At 56.4% G+C, this 18,721-nt stretch carries 15 protein-coding genes; 9 read left to right on the top strand and 6 right to left on the bottom strand.

Features of this window, described 5'->3' with window-relative positions; translation table 11 throughout:
- Positions 1-17 precede the first annotated feature (17 nt).
- Positions 18-2,207, bottom strand: coding sequence for a 4-alpha-glucanotransferase (malQ, locus tag AB5Y67_RS01440; protein ID WP_199427611.1), 2,190 nt, complete (start codon positions 2,205-2,207; stop codon positions 18-20).
- A gap of 348 nt (positions 2,208-2,555) precedes the next feature.
- On the opposite strand from malQ, the gene gap reads away from it, so the two are divergent.
- Both gap and AB5Y67_RS01430 read left to right on the top strand, forming a co-directional pair.
- Positions 2,556-3,551 (top strand): type I glyceraldehyde-3-phosphate dehydrogenase, encoded by a 996-nt coding sequence (gene gap, locus AB5Y67_RS01435; protein ID WP_139739792.1) that lies wholly within the window; start codon positions 2,556-2,558, stop codon positions 3,549-3,551.
- Positions 3,552-3,637: 86 nt separating this feature from the next.
- Positions 3,638-4,504, top strand: a complete 867-nt coding sequence (locus tag AB5Y67_RS01430) for a D-hexose-6-phosphate mutarotase (RefSeq protein ID WP_139406780.1) — start codon at positions 3,638-3,640, stop codon at positions 4,502-4,504.
- A 70-nt stretch (positions 4,505-4,574) separates the two neighbouring features.
- On the opposite strand, the gene nadA is transcribed toward AB5Y67_RS01430, so the two are convergent.
- The gene (nadA, locus tag AB5Y67_RS01425) at positions 4,575-5,648 is read right to left on the bottom strand and encodes a quinolinate synthase NadA (RefSeq protein WP_005335706.1); all 1,074 of its coding nucleotides are present in this window, start codon (positions 5,646-5,648) and stop codon (positions 4,575-4,577) included.
- A 140-nt stretch (positions 5,649-5,788) separates the two neighbouring features.
- On the opposite strand from nadA, the gene AB5Y67_RS01420 reads away from it, so the two are divergent.
- Entirely contained in the window at positions 5,789-7,894 is a 2,106-nt protein-coding gene (locus AB5Y67_RS01420) for a methyl-accepting chemotaxis protein (protein WP_069529715.1), read from the top strand.
- 69 nt (positions 7,895-7,963) lie between these two features.
- Here AB5Y67_RS01420 and AB5Y67_RS01415 read toward each other — a convergent pair whose 3' ends face one another.
- Both AB5Y67_RS01415 and AB5Y67_RS01410 read right to left on the bottom strand, forming a co-directional pair.
- A complete protein-coding gene (locus tag AB5Y67_RS01415; protein ID WP_199427613.1) occupies positions 7,964-8,419 on the bottom strand; it encodes an NfeD family protein in 456 nt (151 codons plus the stop codon).
- On the bottom strand, positions 8,416-9,339 hold the full coding sequence (locus tag AB5Y67_RS01410; protein ID WP_005335703.1) for an SPFH domain-containing protein: 924 nt from the start codon (positions 9,337-9,339) through the stop codon (positions 8,416-8,418). The genes AB5Y67_RS01415 and AB5Y67_RS01410 overlap by 4 nt, the downstream gene beginning before the upstream one ends.
- Positions 9,340-9,536: 197 nt before the next feature.
- Here AB5Y67_RS01410 and cysG point away from each other — a divergent pair, with 197 nt between their 5' ends.
- The 5 genes from cysG to cysC all read left to right on the top strand — a co-directional run bounded on the left by cysG (position 9,537) and on the right by cysC (position 15,864).
- Positions 9,537-10,973 (top strand): siroheme synthase CysG, encoded by a 1,437-nt coding sequence (cysG, locus tag AB5Y67_RS01405; RefSeq protein ID WP_199427614.1) that lies wholly within the window; start codon positions 9,537-9,539, stop codon positions 10,971-10,973.
- Positions 10,974-10,991: 18 nt separating this feature from the next.
- Positions 10,992-11,978 carry a sulfate adenylyltransferase subunit CysD gene (gene cysD, locus AB5Y67_RS01400; RefSeq protein WP_265177009.1) on the top strand — a complete coding sequence of 329 codons (987 nt, stop codon included), beginning with the start codon at positions 10,992-10,994 and terminating at the stop codon, positions 11,976-11,978.
- Between the two features lie 12 nt (positions 11,979-11,990).
- Positions 11,991-13,418 carry a sulfate adenylyltransferase subunit CysN gene (gene cysN / locus AB5Y67_RS01395; RefSeq protein ID WP_149152204.1) on the top strand — a complete coding sequence of 476 codons (1,428 nt, stop codon included), beginning with the start codon at positions 11,991-11,993 and terminating at the stop codon, positions 13,416-13,418.
- 4 nt (positions 13,419-13,422) lie between these two features.
- Positions 13,423-15,147, top strand: a complete 1,725-nt coding sequence (locus AB5Y67_RS01390) for an SLC13 family permease (RefSeq protein WP_005362933.1) — start codon at positions 13,423-13,425, stop codon at positions 15,145-15,147.
- A gap of 138 nt (positions 15,148-15,285) precedes the next feature.
- Complete coding sequence (cysC, locus tag AB5Y67_RS01385; RefSeq protein ID WP_199427615.1) at positions 15,286-15,864, top strand: adenylyl-sulfate kinase; 579 nt, start codon at positions 15,286-15,288, stop codon at positions 15,862-15,864.
- Between the two features lie 192 nt (positions 15,865-16,056).
- On the opposite strand, the gene AB5Y67_RS01380 is transcribed toward cysC, so the two are convergent.
- Both AB5Y67_RS01380 and AB5Y67_RS01375 read right to left on the bottom strand, forming a co-directional pair.
- Complete coding sequence (locus AB5Y67_RS01380; RefSeq protein WP_325794066.1) at positions 16,057-17,778, bottom strand: DUF2326 domain-containing protein; 1,722 nt, start codon at positions 17,776-17,778, stop codon at positions 16,057-16,059.
- Entirely contained in the window at positions 17,769-18,002 is a 234-nt protein-coding gene (locus tag AB5Y67_RS01375) for an ABC-three component system middle component 6 (RefSeq protein WP_368207561.1), read from the bottom strand. The genes AB5Y67_RS01380 and AB5Y67_RS01375 overlap by 10 nt, the downstream gene beginning before the upstream one ends.
- Before the next feature lie 357 nt (positions 18,003-18,359).
- Between AB5Y67_RS01375 and AB5Y67_RS01370 the strand changes: the two genes are divergently transcribed.
- Positions 18,360-18,721 (top strand): helix-turn-helix domain-containing protein (locus AB5Y67_RS01370; protein ID WP_368207560.1); only part of this gene is annotated, 362 nt, incomplete at its 3' end.

The raw sequence follows: 18,721 nt of genomic DNA, 5'->3' as shown, positions 1-18,721 counted from the left end.
CTGTGGGAGACAGCGTCTCAACGACTGGCCTCATCACGGGCTTGGCTCATCTTGCCAGCCAGTGCCTTGAGTGCCTCATTGGCAAAAATATCTTCCAGATCAGCGGAAAGCTTGCGGCGCCAGTTGGGGTATTCGTAACTGGTGCCCGGTACGTTGACCGGCTTGTCCATCTCCAGCCAGTCTTCCAGCTGGGTACTGAACAGGGCGCAGCTGCCGCGGGACATGTGGATCTGCAGACCGTGGTTGAGTTCGGTGTTCATGCCGACCCAGTTCACGTCATGACTGATGTTGTCAGAGATGACCTTGTGGGCATGCAAGCTGTCGAGGATCCGCTGTTTGGCCTGGTGGCGATCAGCATACAGAGTCTTCAATACATCTTCATCCGGATACAGACCCAGTTGACGGCCGAGCGCCAGATCATCGCAGTGCCAGAAGCCCTTGAGGGTCGGCATGTCGTGAGTGGTCAGGGCCGACATCGCCTGCTCGGTGTAGTGCGCCGGGGAGATAAAGCCGCCATCGTCCTTGGAGCGCTCGAAGAAGAACACCTTGTAGGAGTGAACGCCGTTCTCTTTCAGGGTCACGTCGATCCCCTCCGGCACGGTACCCAGATCCTCGCCGATCAGCAGGCACTGATTGCGGTGGGATTCGAGGGCCAGAATGCCCAGCAGATCGTTGACCGGATAGTAGATGTAGGCGCCCTTGGCGGCGGACGCTCCGGGCGGTACCCACCACAGGCGCAGCAAGGCCATCACGTGGTCGATGCGCAGTGCGCCGCATGAGCGCATGTTGGCACGGAACAAGTCCACCATCGGCTGATAGGCCGCTTCGAACAGCTTGTTCGGGTTCATCGGGGGCAGGCCCCAGTTCTGACCGAGCGGGCCGAGGATATCGGGCGGCGCACCGACCGAGGCTTTCGGGCAGTAGAGATCCTGGTTGGCCCAGATCTCGGTGGAGCCTTCGGAGACGCCCACCGCCAGATCCCGATAGATCCCCATCACCATGCCGGCAGCCTTGGCGCGGGCATCGGCTTGCGCCAGTTGTTCGTCAGCCAGGAACTGCAGATAGAGGTAGAAGTTGACATCTTGCGGGTGCTCGGCCATCCAGGCGGCAACGGCAGGGTTGTGGTAATCGCGCAGCTCCTGCGGCCATACCGGCCAGCCCCAAGCATTTTCGCCTTTGGCATAGAAGTGGGCCTGAAGGGCATCAAATGCTGCCTGCTGTTGCAGGCTGTCGCCACCGGCGGCCACGAAGGCATCAAAGGCGGCCTGACGCTCGGCGCTCAGGGTGGCTTCATCGAACACCTGACGCAGCATGCCGAGTTTGGTCTGGATCACGCCGGTGTAATCGACGTTCTCTTTGGCGCGCAGATCGGCCAGATGTTGCTTGAAGGCAGGACTTGCCACTTCCGCCTTCAGGCGATCGCTCTGCTGGAATTCGGGCACCGCTTCCACATTGATATAGGCCACGTTGAGCCAGCGACGGGAAGAGGGGCTGTAGGGACTGGCGCTCTCCGGATTGGCCGGATAGAGGGCGTGGATAGGGTTGAGGCCAACGAAGTGGGCACCCCAGGCGGCGGCTTTCTCGACCAGCTGGCCCAGATCGCTGAAATCACCGATACCCCAGTTGTGGCGGCTGCGCAGGCAGTAGAGCTGCACGCTCGGGCCCCATACCTTGCGGCCATCGGCAATCGGCGCCTGCTTGTAGCAGGCCTTGGGGGCGACGATGAGGCGCATGGTGGCCAACGGCTCGTCATTGCCCTCTTCCAGCAGCACCAACTGGTGGTAACCCAGCTCCGGGGCCATCTCCAGGGTGACGCGATAGGCCTGGCACTCCATCTCTTCAAATTCGGCCACGCCGACCAGCTCACCCTCGATGGGGGTGAATTGACCGGACAGCACTGCACCCTGCTCCTGCTGGAGCTGCCAGGTGAGGGCGTCGTTGACGAATTCGATGGGGAGGCGAACCTCCAGGGTAACGGTGTCGCCGGTGCGAACCACCATCACAGGATCCAGCGCCCGCAGCCAGTGCTGACGATGTTCCTCTTCCAGCTGCTGCACCAGTGCGGCCTCGTCATCGACGCGGTAGCCCATGGCGCCCAGCATGGCGGCCTTGCTCTCTTCTGATACCTGGGCCGGGTGGCCCCAGGCATCGACATACTCGCTGGCGATACCTTTTGCGGCAGCCAGCTGTTCAATCAGGGTGGTCATAGTTTGAGAATTCCCGCTGTGGATTCTATCTATACTATTTTGTTTGATTTTTATGGGGTGGTACTTGAACAGTGGCTCTATGGGCCATGCTAAACCGCGCACATTTTTACATATCTCTGTGAATGGTTGTGTGACCGAGTAGGCACTATTGTTGATATCTGCGCGATGCCACGATCTGGCACTTTTTTCGTCAAAACGTGGTAATCAGTTACATAAACAGAAAATTAATTTCACAGTTTTTCATGATATAGCGCAATTTCAGACAGAATGTTGGTTGACTCACCGGAGAGTTCTAGTAAATTTACAAGCGGAATTTTCTTTGACTACTGAACAGTTAGGTAACTAAATATGACTATCAAAGTAGGTATTAACGGTTTTGGCCGTATCGGTCGTTTCGTATTCCGTCTGGCTTGCGAGCGTGCAGACATCGAAGTTGTTGGTATCAACGACCTGATCGATGTTGACTACATGGCTTACATGCTGAAGTACGATTCAACTCACGGTCGTTTCAACGGTACCGTTGAAGTTAAAGACGGCAACCTGGTTGTAAACGGCAAAACCGTACGTGTTACCGCTGAGCGTGACCCGGCCAACCTGAAGTGGGGCGAAATCGGTGTTGACGTTGTTGCTGAAGCTACCGGTCTGTTCCTGACCGACGAGACTGCTCGTAAGCACATCGCTGCTGGTGCCAAGAAAGTTGTTCTGACTGGCCCGTCCAAAGACGCCACCCCGATGTTCGTAATGGGTGTTAACGACGCTACCTACGCTGGCCAGGACATCGTTTCCAACGCTTCCTGCACCACCAACTGCCTGGCCCCGATCGCCAAGGTTCTGAACGATACCTTCGGTATCGAGTCTGGCCTGATGACCACCGTTCACGCTACCACTGCTACCCAGAAGACCGTTGATGGTCCGTCTGCCAAAGACTGGCGCGGTGGCCGCGGTGCGGCTCAGAACATCATCCCGTCCTCTACCGGTGCAGCCAAAGCTGTTGGCGTAGTTATCCCGGAACTGAAAGGCCTGCTGACCGGTATGGCTTTCCGTGTTCCGACTCCGGACGTGTCTGTTGTTGACCTGACCGTTAACCTGAAGAAAGCTGCCACCTACGCAGAAATCTGCGAAGCGATGAAAGCTGCTTCCGAAGGCGCTATGAAAGGCGTTCTGGGCTACACCGAAGACGAAGTTGTATCTACCGACTTCCTGGGTGAGCGTCAGACCTCCGTATTCGACGCCAAGGCTGGTATCCAGCTGAACGACAAATTCGTTAAAGTTGTATCCTGGTACGACAACGAAATGGGCTACTCCAGCAAAGTTCTGGACCTGATCGCTCACATCTCCAAGTAATTTGGGATGCGCAATCGCGTAGCTTGAAAAAGGCGGCCATTGGCCGCCTTTTTGTTTTTCGGTTTCCCCTGATGACAGGAGTCCACATGCAATCCATTCGTCCCCTGACAGCCAATTGCAAGCTTGCCAACAATGCGGCCGGTCTGCCGGTTCTCACCATCAACAACGACTATGCCAAGGCAGAAATCAGCCTGTTTGGCGCCCATGTGCTGAGCTATCAGCGCCATGGCGAGCCAGCCTCCATCTGGCTGAGCGACAAGGCGGTGCTGGATGGCAGCAAGCCTGTTCGCGGTGGTATCCCGATCTGCTGGCCATGGTTTGGCCCGGCGCCCGCCCGCGTTGGTAGCGGCAAGCCCTCCCACGGTTTTGCCCGTACCACCCTCTGGATGCTAGACGGGGTTTCCGATCACGCTGACGGCACGCTTGTTCATCTCTCCCTGCGCGACAGCGATGCGACCCGCGCCCTGTGGGATCACCCCTTCGAGCTGGAACTGGACGTGCTGGTGGGCAAAGAGCTTTCGCTGGTGCTGACCACTCGCAACACCGGTAGCCAGCCGCTGACTTATAGCGGTGCGCTGCATACCTATTTGCAAATCAGTGCGCCGGAAGCGGTTAGCGTCACCGGTCTGGGCGAGCCCTATGCCGACAAGCTGACCGGGCAGGATGCCAAGCAGCAGGGTGCATTGACCCTGAGCGGGCCGCTGGATCGGGTCTACTGGCAGCCAGAGGCGTTGGTGAGCGTGCAGGATGGTGAGCGCGAGACCCGGGTTGTCAGTGGCAACCACGACAGCGTGGTGGTCTGGACCCCCTGGCTGGAAGGGGCCACCGCCATGGCCGACATGAGCGACGATGGCTATCGCACCATGCTCTGCGTCGAAGCAGCCATCGCTGGCGAGGCGGGTGTGACCGTTGCGCCGGATGAAGAGCACAGTCTCTCCACCGTAATCATCTGAGCAGGATGAGGCTCAGATAAATAAAGAGGGCTCCCGCGGGAGCCCTCTTTGCATCTCGTGACGGCGACAATCAGGCGTTGCCCTGAGTCTTGAGCTTGAGTTCGGCGGCGAAATTGAGCATCCGGTCGAGGGGGATCAAGGCTTTGACCCGTAGATCTTCGTCGACATGGATCTCGTGGCGCTCGGCACCATCGGTGAGGGCCTCCTTGATCGCCACCAGACCGTTCATCGCCATCCAGGGGCAATGGGCGCAGCTGCGGCAGGTAGCGCCATCGCCACCGGTCGGGGCTTCCACCATCTCTTTCTCCGGACAAGCCTGCTGCATCTTGTAGAAGATGCCCCGATCGGTCGCCACGATCAGCTTCTGCTGGGGCAGCTCCTTGGCTGCCTTGATCAGCTGACTGGTGGATCCCACCGCATCGGCCAGCTCGATCACCGAGGCGGGGGATTCCGGATGAACCAGCACGGCGGCGTCCGGATTCTGCTCTTTCAGCTCGCGCAGGGCACGGGCCTTGAACTCGTCGTGGACGATGCAGTGGCCCTGCCAGCGCAGCATCTGCGCCCCGGTCTTCTTCTCGATATAGGCACCCAGATGACGATCCGGGCCCCAGATGATCTTGTGACCCAGACTGTCGAGGTGTTCGACGATCTCGAGCGCGATGCTGGAGGTAACGACCCAGTCAGCCCGTGCTTTGACCGCCGCCGAGGTATTGGCATAGACCACCACGGTGTGGTCGGGATTGGCATCGCAGAAGGCGGAGAACTGCTCGATGGGACAGCCCAGATCGAGGGAGCATTCGGCCTCCAGAGTCGGCATCAGCACCCGTTTGTGGGGGCTCAGGATCTTGGAGGTTTCCCCCATAAAGCGCACCCCGGCGACGATCAGGGTTTGTGCCTCATGATCGCGGCCAAAGCGGGCCATCTCCAGCGAGTCACCGACGAAACCGCCGGTGGCTTCGGCCAGCGCCTGGATCTCGGGATCCGTGTAGTAGTGGGCGACCAGTACCGCTTTGCGCTCCTTGAGCAGCGCCTTGATTTCTGTGGTCAAGGTCGTTCTCTGCTCGGCACTCAGGGGAAGAGGTTTGGCCGGAAAGGGGTAGTCCATCGCGACTACCGGCGGGACACTGCTCAGTGCATTGCTCATTGCGACTGTTCCATCAACGCTCGGGAAGGCAAAAATTATAACCAGAAGCCTGCCACAAACCCATCAACAAATCGGGTGAAGCGCAAGTGGGCGAATATACTCAAGTAATTCGTTGTTATTCTGCCATAAGGAGTTGTCGCATGAAGCAACGTTCCCTCAAGTTCAAGCTGTTGTGCCTTACCATGGGGCTCTTTCTGCTGACCGGGCTGGCCATGACCCTGTTGCAATCAGCCTCTTTCAGCTCCCTTCGCAACATGGTGATGACCCAGACCAGCGATGCATTGGAAGAGGAGGTCTCCCGCAGCCTGCAGTATCAGGCAGAGCGCTATGCCATCCAGATTGCCTCGCTGATGCAGAACTCCTATCAGATCCCCCTGACCGTGACCGCCCAGATTGAAGCCGGTATGGCCAAGCCGGAACTGCGCTTGTCGCGACCCCAAGTGGAGTCTCTGCTCGGCAGCAGCCTGCAGCAGGCGAGCGGGATCAGCTCCATCTACGCCCAGTTTGAACCGGACGGCTATGATGGTGAGGATGGCAACTGGCTGGGCGGGGCCAGCCACTCGGTGGCAGGCAAGGGGAGTCTGGAGGTCTATTTCACCAAGGATCAGGGAGGGGCCGTCGCTCAGCAAGCGGTGGACGCCGCCGCCAGCGAGGCCAAGTTTGATACCTCCCTCAACGAGTTCGGCATTCGCAACAGCGAGTGGTATCTCTGTGGTCGCGATACCCGCCAGCCCTGTCTGATGGAGCCCTACCTCTACGAAATCAGCCCGGGCAACAAGATGCTGATGACTAGTCTGACGGTGCCCGTGCTGCGTGACGGCAAGTTTGTCGGGCTGGCCGGGGTGGATATGAACCTGCCCATCTTCCAGCAACTGGCTGAAAACCTTGGCAAGAGCCTCTATGACAACAAGGCGGATGTGACCCTGGTCAGCAAGATGGGGCTGATTGTGGGCAGCAACCGCTATGCCGACAAGCTGGGCCGTCCACTCAAGGAGGTGGGCCTGACCCTGCCTGACGGTCAGCCGGTCAGCAGCGACAGTGACTTTATTCTTCATCAGCCCATTCGTGTTGAGGCAGCCAATACCCAATGGTGGTTGATGATCAAGGTGCCCAAGGCGCTGGCGCTGAGCAAGGCGCACGCCATCAGCAATGAACTGGGCACCCTGCTGGTGGATGCCCAGCGGCAGCAGATCATCGCCATGGGCGGGATCACTTTGCTGGTGCTGGGCTTGCTGGTCTGGTTTATTCAGACCATCACAGCGCCACTTTCTCTTATCAGCCGCCATGTGGGCCATCTCTCCAGCAACGAGGGGGACCTGACCCAGCAGATGGAGATCGACACCCATCAGGAGCTGATCGATCTGGGCGCCCAGCTCAATGCCTTCCTCGGCAAGCTGCGGGGCATGGTGCAAATGAGCAAGGGGATTGGTCAGCAGGTCTACCAGCAGGCGCGGGAGATGAAACATACCGCTGACACCATGCGCAATAGTCTGGACGAGCAGAATCTGGAGCTGGAGAGCGTGGTGAGCGCCATGCACCAGATGAGCACCACGGCAGTCAGCGTGGCAGGTTATGCCGAGCAGGCGGCGCAGGAGTCGGAAGCGGCGACCCACCACATCAATACCGCCCAGCAGACCCTCAGCAATGCCCGCAACGAGATCCATACTCTGGTCGGCGATATGCATGAGGCGGACAAGGCGGTGGCGCTGGTGGCCCAGCGCAGCACCAATATCAGCCGGATCCTCGATGTGATCCGCGCCATTGCCGAGCAAACCAACTTGCTGGCCCTCAACGCCGCCATCGAAGCGGCGCGGGCGGGTGACATGGGGCGTGGCTTTGCGGTGGTGGCGGACGAGGTGCGGGCGCTGGCGACCAAAACTCGTGAATCGACTGATGAGATTGGTCAGCTGATTGGCAGCTTGCAGACCGAGGTGAGCAGCAGTCAGCGTCTGATGAATACCGGCATCGAGCGCTCCACCACCACGGTGCAGGGTACCGAGCAGGCGTTCGAGGCGCTCAATCGGGTGGTGGCGCAGATCCAGCAGATCCACGACCACATCAGTCAGGTAGCTACCGCCGCCGAGCAGCAGAGTGCGGTGAGCGATACCATCAACCAGAACCTGATGCGGATTGGCGATACCGCCAACGTGATCGGGCAGGAGGCCAGCTCCAGCCATCAGCTGAGCGAAGCGCTGGAGCAAGCGGCCACGGCGCTCGCCAGTCAGCTCGATCGGTTGCGTACCTGAGTGGCCGCCAGAGAGACAAAAGCCCGCGAGCGATCGCGGGCTTTTTTATGGCTCGATGGCAGAGTTGCGTCAGTTGCGGGGTTCAACCAGCAGGATATGGGAGTCGGCCCCCACCACCCTGACCTTGCTGCCTGCTGGCAGCGACTCGTCGCAGCGCACCGTCCAGACCGTATCGTCCAGATGCACCCGACTGGTGCCTTGGGTGACATCATCCAGCAGGGTCAGCTCGCGGCCCATATAGCTCTGCATCCGCTCGTTGATGGTGCTGGCGGCATCCTGACCCGAGTTGTCACGCTGGTGTTGCCAGTGCCACCAGACCCAGGTGGTGAGCAGGGATTGCACCGCAAACAGCAGCAACTGCGCCTGCCAGCCAAAGGGCCAGATCAGCAGCAGCAGGCCCACTTCCAGCGCGGCGATGCCGGTCCAGAGCAAGAAGCCCACCGAGCCGAGCACCTCGATGGCCAGCAGAATGAAGCCGAGCCCCAGCCAGTGCCAGTGGGTCAGCCCCTCTAACAGGGCTGTCATGACTTGCTGCCCTTGCCATCTTTGTTGAACAGCTCGGCCATGCCAGCCACAGAGCCAATCAGGCTGCCCGCTTCCAGCGGCATCATGATGATCTTGCTGTTGGGGCCTTCACCGATGCGGGCCAGTGCCTCGGTGTACTTCTGAGCCACGAAGTAGTTGATGGCCTGCAGGTCTCCTTCCGCAATCGCCTGGGAGACCATATGAGTCGCCTTGGCTTCCGCCTCGGCTGCCCGCTCCCGCGCTTCGGCGGCGAGGAAGGCGGCCTGACGCTCACCTTCGGCTTTGAGGATTTGGGACTGCTTCTCCCCTTCCGCTTTCAGGATCTTGGACTGGCGCACCCCTTCGGCTTCCAGTACCTCGGCCCGTTTCTGGCGCTCGGCCTTCATCTGGGCGTTCATCGCTTCGACCAGTGCCAGCGGCGGGCGCACATCTTTAATCTCGATGCGGGTCACCTTGATGCCCCAGGGGGCGGTGGCGGCATCCATGGTGCGCAGCAGCTTCTCGTTGATGGTGTCGCGCTGGGAGAGCATCTCGTCCAGTTCCATGGCGCCGAGCACGGTGCGCATATTGGTCATGGTGAGATTGCGGATAGCGCTGGTGAGATCGTTGACCTCGTAACCCGCTTTACGGGCATCCACCACCTGCACAAAGCTGATGGCGTCGATGGTGACGTTGGCGTTATCGCGGGAGATCACCTCTTGTGCCGGGATATCCAGCACCTGCTCCATCATGATGATCTTGTGGCCGACCCGATCCACGTAGGGGATCAACAGGTTGAGGCCCGGGGTCAGGGTGCGGGTGTAGCGGCCGAAGCGCTCCACCGTCCAGTTGTAGCCCTGGGGCACTATCTTGATGCCCGCGCTCAGGGTGGCGAGCACCAGGAACACGAAAATCCCTAGCACAATCAATGATTCATTCATCATTTAGCTCCTTATGAAACACAGTCCCTAGCCTATGGTCTGGCGTCAGGTACCACAAGTGACTTTGTACGCCTTTGTCATGAATTGGCTTTGCTAATTACCAAAACGCATTAAAAAGCATTTTTTATTATTTTGAGGGATAAGCTGCCCTGCCTATAGTCGCCCCATATTAGTCGTGTTCCGAGGGATGGGCCGAAATGGATTATTTACCTATGTTTGCCAAGTTGGAAGGCCGCCCGGTACTGCTGGTGGGCGGGGGCGAGGTTGCCCTGCGCAAGGCGCGCCTGCTGCTGGCGGCCGGTGCCCGGCTGACCCTGGTCTCCCCGGAGCTTGAACCGGAATTTGCGGAATTCACCGGTCGTTTCACCCATCTGGCGGAGCGCTTCACCCCGGCCCATCTGGCTGGTCAGATTTTGGTGGTGGCGGCGACCGACAACCTCGAAGTCAATGCGCTGGTTTATCAGAGTGCCAACCAGCTGGGTCTGTTCGTCAACGTGGTGGATGACCCCAAGCGCTCCAGCTTTATCTTCCCATCGATCATCGATCGCTCGCCGCTGATGGTGGCGGTCTCCAGCGGCGGCAAGGCGCCGGTACTGGTGCGCCTGCTGCGCGAGCGGTTGGAGAGCCTGCTGCCGCGCCATCTTGGCGGGCTGACCGAGCTCTCCGGCCGGGTCCGTGACAAGGCGAAGCGGGTGTTCTCATCGATTTCCGATCGCCGCCGCTTCTGGGAGCGCGCTTTTGCCTCCAACACTCTCGCCAGCCTGATTGAGAAAGAGGACTGGCAAGGTGCCGAGCAGTGGCTGAGCGATGGTCTCGACCAGGCGAAAAGCGAAGTGGGCGAGGTGGTCTTGGTGGGGGCGGGCCCCGGTGACCCGGGCCTCTTGACCCTCAAGGCGCTGCAACAGATTCAACAGGCTGAAGTGGTGCTCTACGACCAGCTGGTTTCTGCCGAGATCCTCGATCTGGTGCGCCGCGATGCCACTCTGGTGTCGGTTGGCAAGAAGGCGGGCGCCCACAGCGTGCCGCAGGAGGAGACCAATCGCCTGCTGGTGGAATACGCCAAGGCGGGCAATCGGGTGGTGCGGCTGAAAGGAGGCGATCCCTTTATGTTTGGCCGGGGTGGCGAGGAGCTGGAAGTGCTGGCCGACGAAGGTATTCCCTTCTCTGTGGTGCCCGGCATCACGGCTGCCGCCGGTGCCACCGCCTATGCCGGCATTCCGCTCACTCACCGTGATTACGCCCAGAGCGCCGTCTTTATTACCGGCCACTGCCAAAAAGAGGGCAAGGAGCCCGACTGGCAGCAGCTCGCCGCCACCAGTCAGACTCTGGTCATCTACATGGGGCTGATGCGCTCCGAGCATATCCAGCAGCAGTTGGTGGATCACGGCCGAAGCCAAGCCACCCCCATCGCCATCATCGAGCGCGGCACCACATCCCGCCAGCGGGTGCTGACCGGCACCTTGGCTGATCTGGCCGAGCTGGCCAAACAGGCGGTAAGCCCGTCGCTTATCGTCATCGGCGAAGTGGTTGCCCTGCGCGATCGGCTCGCCTGGTTTGGGGAAAAGGGCGGCGAGCAGCTGCGCGCTAACCCGGATCTCGATGGCTGCGACCTCAAGCTGGTGCAGCTGGCCTGACCCAAAAAGAGATATTTGATGCGGCTGCCAGCGCGGCCGCGCACTGAACCACCCAGCGCCTTGAGCAGGCGCATAAGCAATGACCCGAGGACCAACATGGACCGTGAAAGATTGACGCACTTGCAGCAGCTGGAAGCCGAGAGCATCCATATCATCCGCGAGGTGGCTGCCGAATTTGAAAACCCGGTGATGATGTACTCCATCGGCAAGGACTCCTCCGTCATGCTGCACCTGGCCCGCAAGGCCTTCTATCCGGGCAAGATCCCGTTCCCCTTGCTGCACGTCGACACCGACTGGAAGTTCAAGGAGATGATCAAATTCCGCGACGAGACCGCCAGGAAGTACGGGCTGGATCTCATCGTCCACAAGAACCCGGAAGGGCTCGCCATGGGCATCAACCCCTTCGTCCACGGCAGCGGCAAGCATACCGACATCATGAAGACAGAGGGGCTCAAGCAGGCGCTCAACAAATATGGCTTCGATGCCGCCTTCGGTGGCGCCCGCCGCGACGAAGAGAAGTCTCGTGCCAAGGAGCGGGTCTACTCCTTCCGTGACAAGTCCCACCGCTGGGATCCGAAGAACCAGCGCCCCGAGCTGTGGCGCGTCTACAACAGCCAGGTCAACAAGGGGGAGAGTATCCGGGTGTTCCCGCTCTCCAACTGGACCGAACTGGATATCTGGCAATACATCTATCTGGAAAACATCGACATAGTGCCGCTCTACTTCGCGGCCATGCGTCCGGTGGTGGAGCGCAACGGCATCAAGATCATGGTGGATGACGAGCGCATGCCGCTGACCGCCGAGGATGAAGTGAAGCAGGAGCTGGTGCGCTTCCGTACTCTCGGCTGCTACCCGCTGACCGGGGCCATCGAATCCGATGCCACCACCTTGCCGGAAATTATTGAAGAGATGCTGCTCACCACTTCGAGCGAGCGGCAAGGGCGGCTGATTGACCACGATCAGGCCGGCTCCATGGAGCAGAAGAAGCGTCAGGGATATTTCTAAGGAGTCGTCAGCATGAACAGCCATATTCAGACCGCCATCACCGAACAGGGCATCGAAGCCTATCTGCACGCCCAGCAGCACAAGAGTCTGCTGCGTTTTCTCACCTGCGGCAGCGTGGATGACGGCAAGAGCACCCTTATCGGTCGCCTGCTGCACGACTCCCAGCAGATTTATGAAGATCAGCTCAAAGCGCTGGAGTCCGACAGCCAGAAACTCGGCACCACCGGCGAGAAGCTGGACCTGGCACTGCTGGTAGACGGCCTGCAAGCGGAGCGCGAGCAGGGCATCACCATCGACGTGGCCTACCGCTATTTCTCCACTGCCAAGCGCAAATTCATCATCTCGGATACCCCGGGCCACGAGCAGTACACCCGCAACATGGCCACCGGCGCCTCCACCTGCGATCTGGCCATCATCCTGATCGACGCCCGCAAAGGCGTGCTGGATCAGACCCGTCGCCACAGCTTTATTGCGAGCCTGCTTGGCATCAAGCAGTTCGTGGTGGCGGTCAACAAGATGGATCTGGTGGAGTTCAGTCAGGAGGTGTTCGAGCGCATCAGTGCAGACTACCGTGAGTTCGCCAAGAAGCTCAGCGTCGACACCATCCATATCGTGCCGGTCTCGGCGCTGGACGGTGACAACGTGGTCAACCCAAGCGACAAGCTGGCTTGGTATCAGGGTGAAACCCTGCTTGCGCTGCTGGAGTCTGCCGAGGTTGAGCGCGAGCTGGAACGCCATCCGGTGCGCCTGCCGGTGCAGTATGTGAATCGCCCCAACCTCGATTTTCGCGGCTTCGCGGGGACGCTCGCCTCCGGCATTCTGCGGGTGGGCGACCGGCTTGCTGTGTTGCCGTCGGGCAAGGAGAGCACGGTGACTCGCATCGTCACCTTCGATGGCGATCTGGAGTACGCCCTGCCGGGTCAGGCCATCACAGTCACCTTCGCCGATGAAATCGACATCAGCCGCGGCGACCTGCTGGTGGATGCCGCCAACCGTCCGCAAGTGACCCAGAATGTGCTGGCCCATATCGTCTGGATGGGGGAGGAGTCCCTGCAACCGGGCCGGGTCTACGACGTCAAGCTGGCCACCAAGAAGAGTCGCGGTCAGGTGGAGGCCATCCGCCACCGCATCGAGATCAACAAGCTCGACGAGCTGCCCGCCAGCGAACTCAAGCTCAACGAGATCGGCCTGTGCGAGCTGAGCCTCACCGACCCGGTGGCGTTCGACCCGTATCAGGAGATCCGCGACACCGGCAGCTTTATCCTGATCGACCGGCTGACCAACGTCACCGTCGGCGCCGGCATGATAGTGGAAGGCTTGGCCGCCAAAGCGGTAAAAGGGCACTACAGCGAGTTTGAGATCGAGCTCAACGCCCTGGTGCGCAAGCACTTCCCGCACTGGCAAGCCCTTGCCATTGGTAACGACACAAGCAAGGAGTAAGCCCATGACCTGGCAACAATTCCTGGTGCTGGGTCTGCTGGCTGCTCTCGTGGCCCTGCTGATCCAGGGCAAACTCCGCCCGGCGCTGCTCTTCTCGGGCGCCGTGCTCATCACCTACCTGAGCGGGCTGGCGGATATCAACGCCGTGGTGGCGGGCTACACCAACAGTGCCCTGCTGACCCTGGTGCTGTTGCTGCTGGTGTCGCTGGCGGTGGAGAAGACCCGCATCATGAGCTGGTTCGCCAATCTGGTGGGCACGGGTTCATTCAACAAGGTGCTGGTGAAGGTGTGGTTCTCCACCGCCTTCCTGTCGGCCTTCGTCAATAACACTGCCGTGGTGGCCTCCATGCTGGGAGCGGTCAAACGCAACCCCAACCATGCACCGTCGCGGCTGCTGCTGCCCATGTGCTTCGCGGCCACCTTCGGCGGGGTGCTGACCCTGATCGGCACCTCCACCAACCTGATCGTCAACAGCTTCCTCATCAAGATGGGAGCGCCGCCGCTCGGCATGTTCGACTTCTTTATGGTGGGGGCGGGCACCTTGCTGACCGGTCTGGTGGCCGTGCTGTTGTTTGCCCGTCACCTGCCGGAGCAGGACACCGAGATGAGCCGCGAATCCGGCTACTTTCTCGAAGCCAAGGTGGGCGCCGGTTCACCGCTGGCGGGGCGCAGCGTCAAGGAGAACGGCCTGCGCAGCCTGAAAAGCCTCTATCTGGCGGAAATCATTCGCGGCGATCAGGTGATCTGCCCAGTGCAGCCGGAACACGAACTGCACGAAGGGGATGTGCTGCTGTTTTGCGGCGACGTGGAGAGCGTCGGCGTGTTGCAGGAGATGAAGGGGCTGGATCTCTACGGCCAGCACCGCCTCAACGGCCAGCATCTGGTGGAGGTGATCGTCAGCCACAGCTCGCGGCTGGTAGGTCAGACCATCAAGGATGCCGAATTTCGCACCCACTTCGATGCGGTGGTGCTGGCGGTACGCCGCGGCGAAACCCAGCTTACCGGCGGCCTCGGCCAGATTGAACTGCATGCCGGTGATACCCTGCTGCTGGCCCCCGGCCCCCAGTTTGCCCGCAACAAGTCGCTGGGGCGGGAGTTTGTGGTGGTGAGCGGGCTGGAAGCCTCCACCCGCCTCGATGGCAAACGCAGCGCCGCCGTGGTGCTGGGCTTTCTCGGGGTGTTGGCGCTCTCGGTATTCGATCTGGTGCCGCTGTTCAAGGGTTTGCTGTTGATGCTGGTGGCGCTGCTGCTCACCCGCATTCTAACCCTGGACGAGATCCGCCGCCGCTTCCCGCTGGATATCTGGCTGGTGGTGGGCGGGGCGCTCGCCATCGCCGATCAGCTCGAAAAGAGCGGACTGGCCAAGCTTATCGCCGACTGGCTGATGGGGGAGTTCAACGGTGCCAGCCCCATCATCGCCTTTATCGGTATCTATGTGTTTACGTTGGTGCTGACCGAACTGATGAGCAACAACGCAGCGGCCGCGCTGGCTTTCCCCATGGGTTACCAGCTGGCGCTCAGCATGGATGTCTCGACCATGCCGTTTATTCTGGCGGTGCTGTTCGGGGCTAGCTCCAGCTTTATCCTGCCTTATGGCTACCAGACCAACCTGATGGTCTATGCCGCGGGCAACTACAAGATGCCGGACTACCTCAAGCTGGCCTTGCCGGTCTCGCTGGCCTATAGCCTCGGGGTGATTGTGATGGTGCCTCTGCTGTTTCCATTTTAAGGCGTGAGCGCCAATCAAGGCGTGTTGGATGAGTAATACCATGGCATCAGCACGTTGTCGGCGGATAGTCCGAGGCGGCTCCCCGTGGTGCCGGACCGTTTTAGTTTTGAGGCGTGAGCGCCAATCAAGGAGTGTTGGATGAGTAATATCGTGTGGCACAAGCATGCCGTCGACAAGCAGAGCCGGGCCGAATTGAAAGGGCAAAAGCCGCTGGTGATCTGGTTTACCGGGCTCTCCGGGGCGGGCAAATCGACCCTGGCGGGGGCGCTGGAGCAGGCGCTGGCGGCACAAGGCAAGCACACCTATCTGCTCGATGGCGACAATGTGCGCCACGGCCTGTGCAGCGATCTCGGTTTTGATGATGCTGCGCGGCAGGAGAATATCCGCCGGGTCGGCGAGGTGGCAAAGCTGATGGTAGATGCGGGCCTTATCGTGCTCACCGCCTTTATCTCGCCGTTTCGTGCCGAGCGGGCGCTGGTGCGCAATCTCTTGGGCGAAGGGGAGTTTGTCGAAGTCTTTGTCGATGCGCCGCTCGCCATCTGTGAAGAGCGCGACCCCAAGGGGCTCTACAAAAAGGCGCGGGCCGGGGAGATCACGAATTTTACCGGTATCGATTCGGCCTATGAGGCCCCGGAAAATCCAGAAATCCATCTGCTTAATGCCGGTAAAGTGGTGGAAGAGCTGGTGGATGAGTTGATTACTGCTTTAAGGCTGTAGGGGGGGATGACTAAGGTTTATTGTCTGGTAAGAATATTTATAAACAGGTGGGGGCGTCCCCCACCTTGTTTATTTTAATTGTCATATGTTTTGTCTGTTGCGTAGGAATATATAAGTTAATAGTTGCTTATATGAGTGGCTGTATGTTAATCAAAATCACTAACAAGCATTATTGTTTTTTAAATAGATATTTTATTCTTTTTCATACTGCATATCTATCTGAACACCGAGTAGCTTAGACGTCGGTGCATCATCTTTTAGTTCAAGACGTACAGTATTAAGTATATCCTCATACTCTTTATGAGTAAGAACATCCTTTAGAGATGTCAACTGATCTTCATTCATCGTCGCTATATATTGTTTATTGGATGCCTTAGTTAATTCGTTTGCTCGTTGCAATAATATGGCTCGCTGCCTTGGATCTATATCGCTAAATAATCTACTGTCATGAAAAACACTTTGAAATCGGTGTGTCTTAGAATTAATTAAATTATTTAAGTCAAAGCAAAATATTTTAACTTCATTAATTCCATCTGAAGCGTCATTTTGTATTTTTGCACTTATTTTGAATCGTTCTTGATTGTTGCCTTCATTGTTTTGAATTGAAATTCCTGCCGGTGCTCCTGGATAAAAATCATTGGCTAAAGAGCTAAATCCAATATACACGGGATGTTTTAGCGATTTGTAGATCGCCAAATAGTCTATTGTTGTTAATTCTTGATTAGAGAGTTCCTTTATGGCTTTAGCCATTTCTTTTTGAGAATGTTCAGATATGTTTTTATAGTCTAGTAGTTTAGATAATTTATTTTTTAATGTTGTTAATTGAGCATTTATTGCAGCAAAGAAGTCTAGAGCTCTGCTTTTTGATAGTAACTTTATTTTTTCGTCAAAAGATTTTTGTAATTCATGTTTTCTTTTTTCTTCTTCAGCATGAGTGATAGATAGTGTTTTAAGCTCTTTAGCTAAACGCTCACTCCGCTTAGTATGAATGCTTTTATGGAATTCAGTAACTTCTTCCAGTTTTTTTAGAGAACCTTCTTTAAAGAACTCCGTAATTTCACCATAAAGGCTGTATACTTTATTTAAATCCATATCCTGATATAAGGATATGCTGTGATTAATGTTTTTTATGCTAGTATTTAAATAATAAATTCTATTTCTTATTTTTGATAACTGCTCTGCTAAAATATCTGCTTCCATTTGGATTGATGCATAATTTTCTGCAACATTATAATTGTCAATATCGGATTCAAGTTTCTTTATATTTTGTGTTAAACGAGATATCTCAAATTCAACATCCAGATCTCCAGCGTAATATTCTCTTATGATAGGGTCTTTTTTAAATGACTTCTCGAAACTCTCTAGTTCTTGATAGCGTTTACGTGTTTTTCGTTTTTGATAGACGTAATCTAGATCTAATTCTAGCAAAAAAGCATTGTTTACCAGAGATGTAAATGATGGCTCTTTAGACGTTGTGAGGCTTGATATATAACTTCCTCTGCCTGTTCGATAAAATCTTGAAAGAACTGTTCTAAAAGTAAGGAATGGCGAATCTTTAGGTATATCTACCAGTATCTTCTCCATTTCTGAGTTAAATGCTGATTGTCCCAGCTCTTTGTTATTTAAGTGAATCTTGTTTTGATTTTCTGCTGAACGAGTTACTGTGAATGGGACGTCACCCACTTTAAAACTAAGAGTAAACTCCCATCCCGACAGATATTTTTCAAAGGCTGCGATTTTATTTGAACCAAGACAAAAACTTACAATTTGAAGCAGTAGTGATTTACCTACTCCATTATAGGTGTTGCTTTTGTGGGTAGATGTACTTTTTCCAATGATTAGAGTTAATCCATTTGGATTAAAGTAGACTGTTTTGAAAGATGGTTTGTTTGCTTTTAGAGAAATCAACTGCATTTCACTATTTTTCCTTGTTCATTGAGTTCAACAGCTTTACATGCATACAAAAAGTCTAGAGTTAATATTATGTGCTCAAAATCATGACTGATGAGCAAATTAAGTTTCTTTAGATTTTCATAAATTTGCTCAGGAGTCTTGGGGCGAGATAGTGAATTTAGAATGTTTGCACCCAATCCTAAAAATGACTCAGATAGTCGGATGTGCTTTTGTGGGCTAAGCATGTTCAGTTACCTCGCAGTTATAATTTGCTGGTGGCTCTTCAAATATGTCACATGCTTCAAAAAAGAAAGCCATAACTGCTATTATATTTCTTTCATAATCGCGCTGTTGTATTTTGCATAAATTTCTAGGTGATAATTCATCGATCATGTTTTTAAATATTATATCTGATTCAGATAACCCGCTTGTTATCGCAGCTTCAGCATTCTTGTTACTCAAGTGATATTGATACATTTTGTTCAATGAATCTCTAAATAGCTGTTCCGAATAGTAGATCACCGGAGGAAGGGAACTCAGTCCAGTTTGTGCGATCTGATTAGTCGCCAAACAAAACAAGCCACACCCAAAGGACTGAGTTGATGCCTATCCTACCACCTCTGCCACGACCACAACGGCGCCGCATTCACAAAATCATCCATGCCACCCGTGATAAAGAACATGCTCGTCGCTTGATGGCCATCTTGCTGTTACATGAAGGACGCACGATCACCGATGTTCATCACCTTACCGGCGCTGCGCGCTCGACCATCGGTCGTTGGCTTCGGTGGTATCGAGATGAAGGCATAGATGCGCTAGAAGCCTTACCGGCTGGCCGTGCCCCAGTCTTACCTATCGCCAAGATTGTCACCTTACTGGTGCTGCTCATGCAGTTTTCTCCGCAAGATTTTGGTTATCAGCGCAGCCGTTGGTGTACTGAACTATTGGCTATAAAAATCAATCG

Origin of the sequence: Aeromonas sp. s12 (genome assembly GCF_040907925.1) — a bacterium.
GTDB lineage: Bacteria > Pseudomonadota > Gammaproteobacteria > Enterobacterales > Aeromonadaceae > Aeromonas > Aeromonas veronii.
Note: the sequence above shows the minus strand (reverse complement) of the source record. Positions and strands in the feature narration are given on the sequence as shown.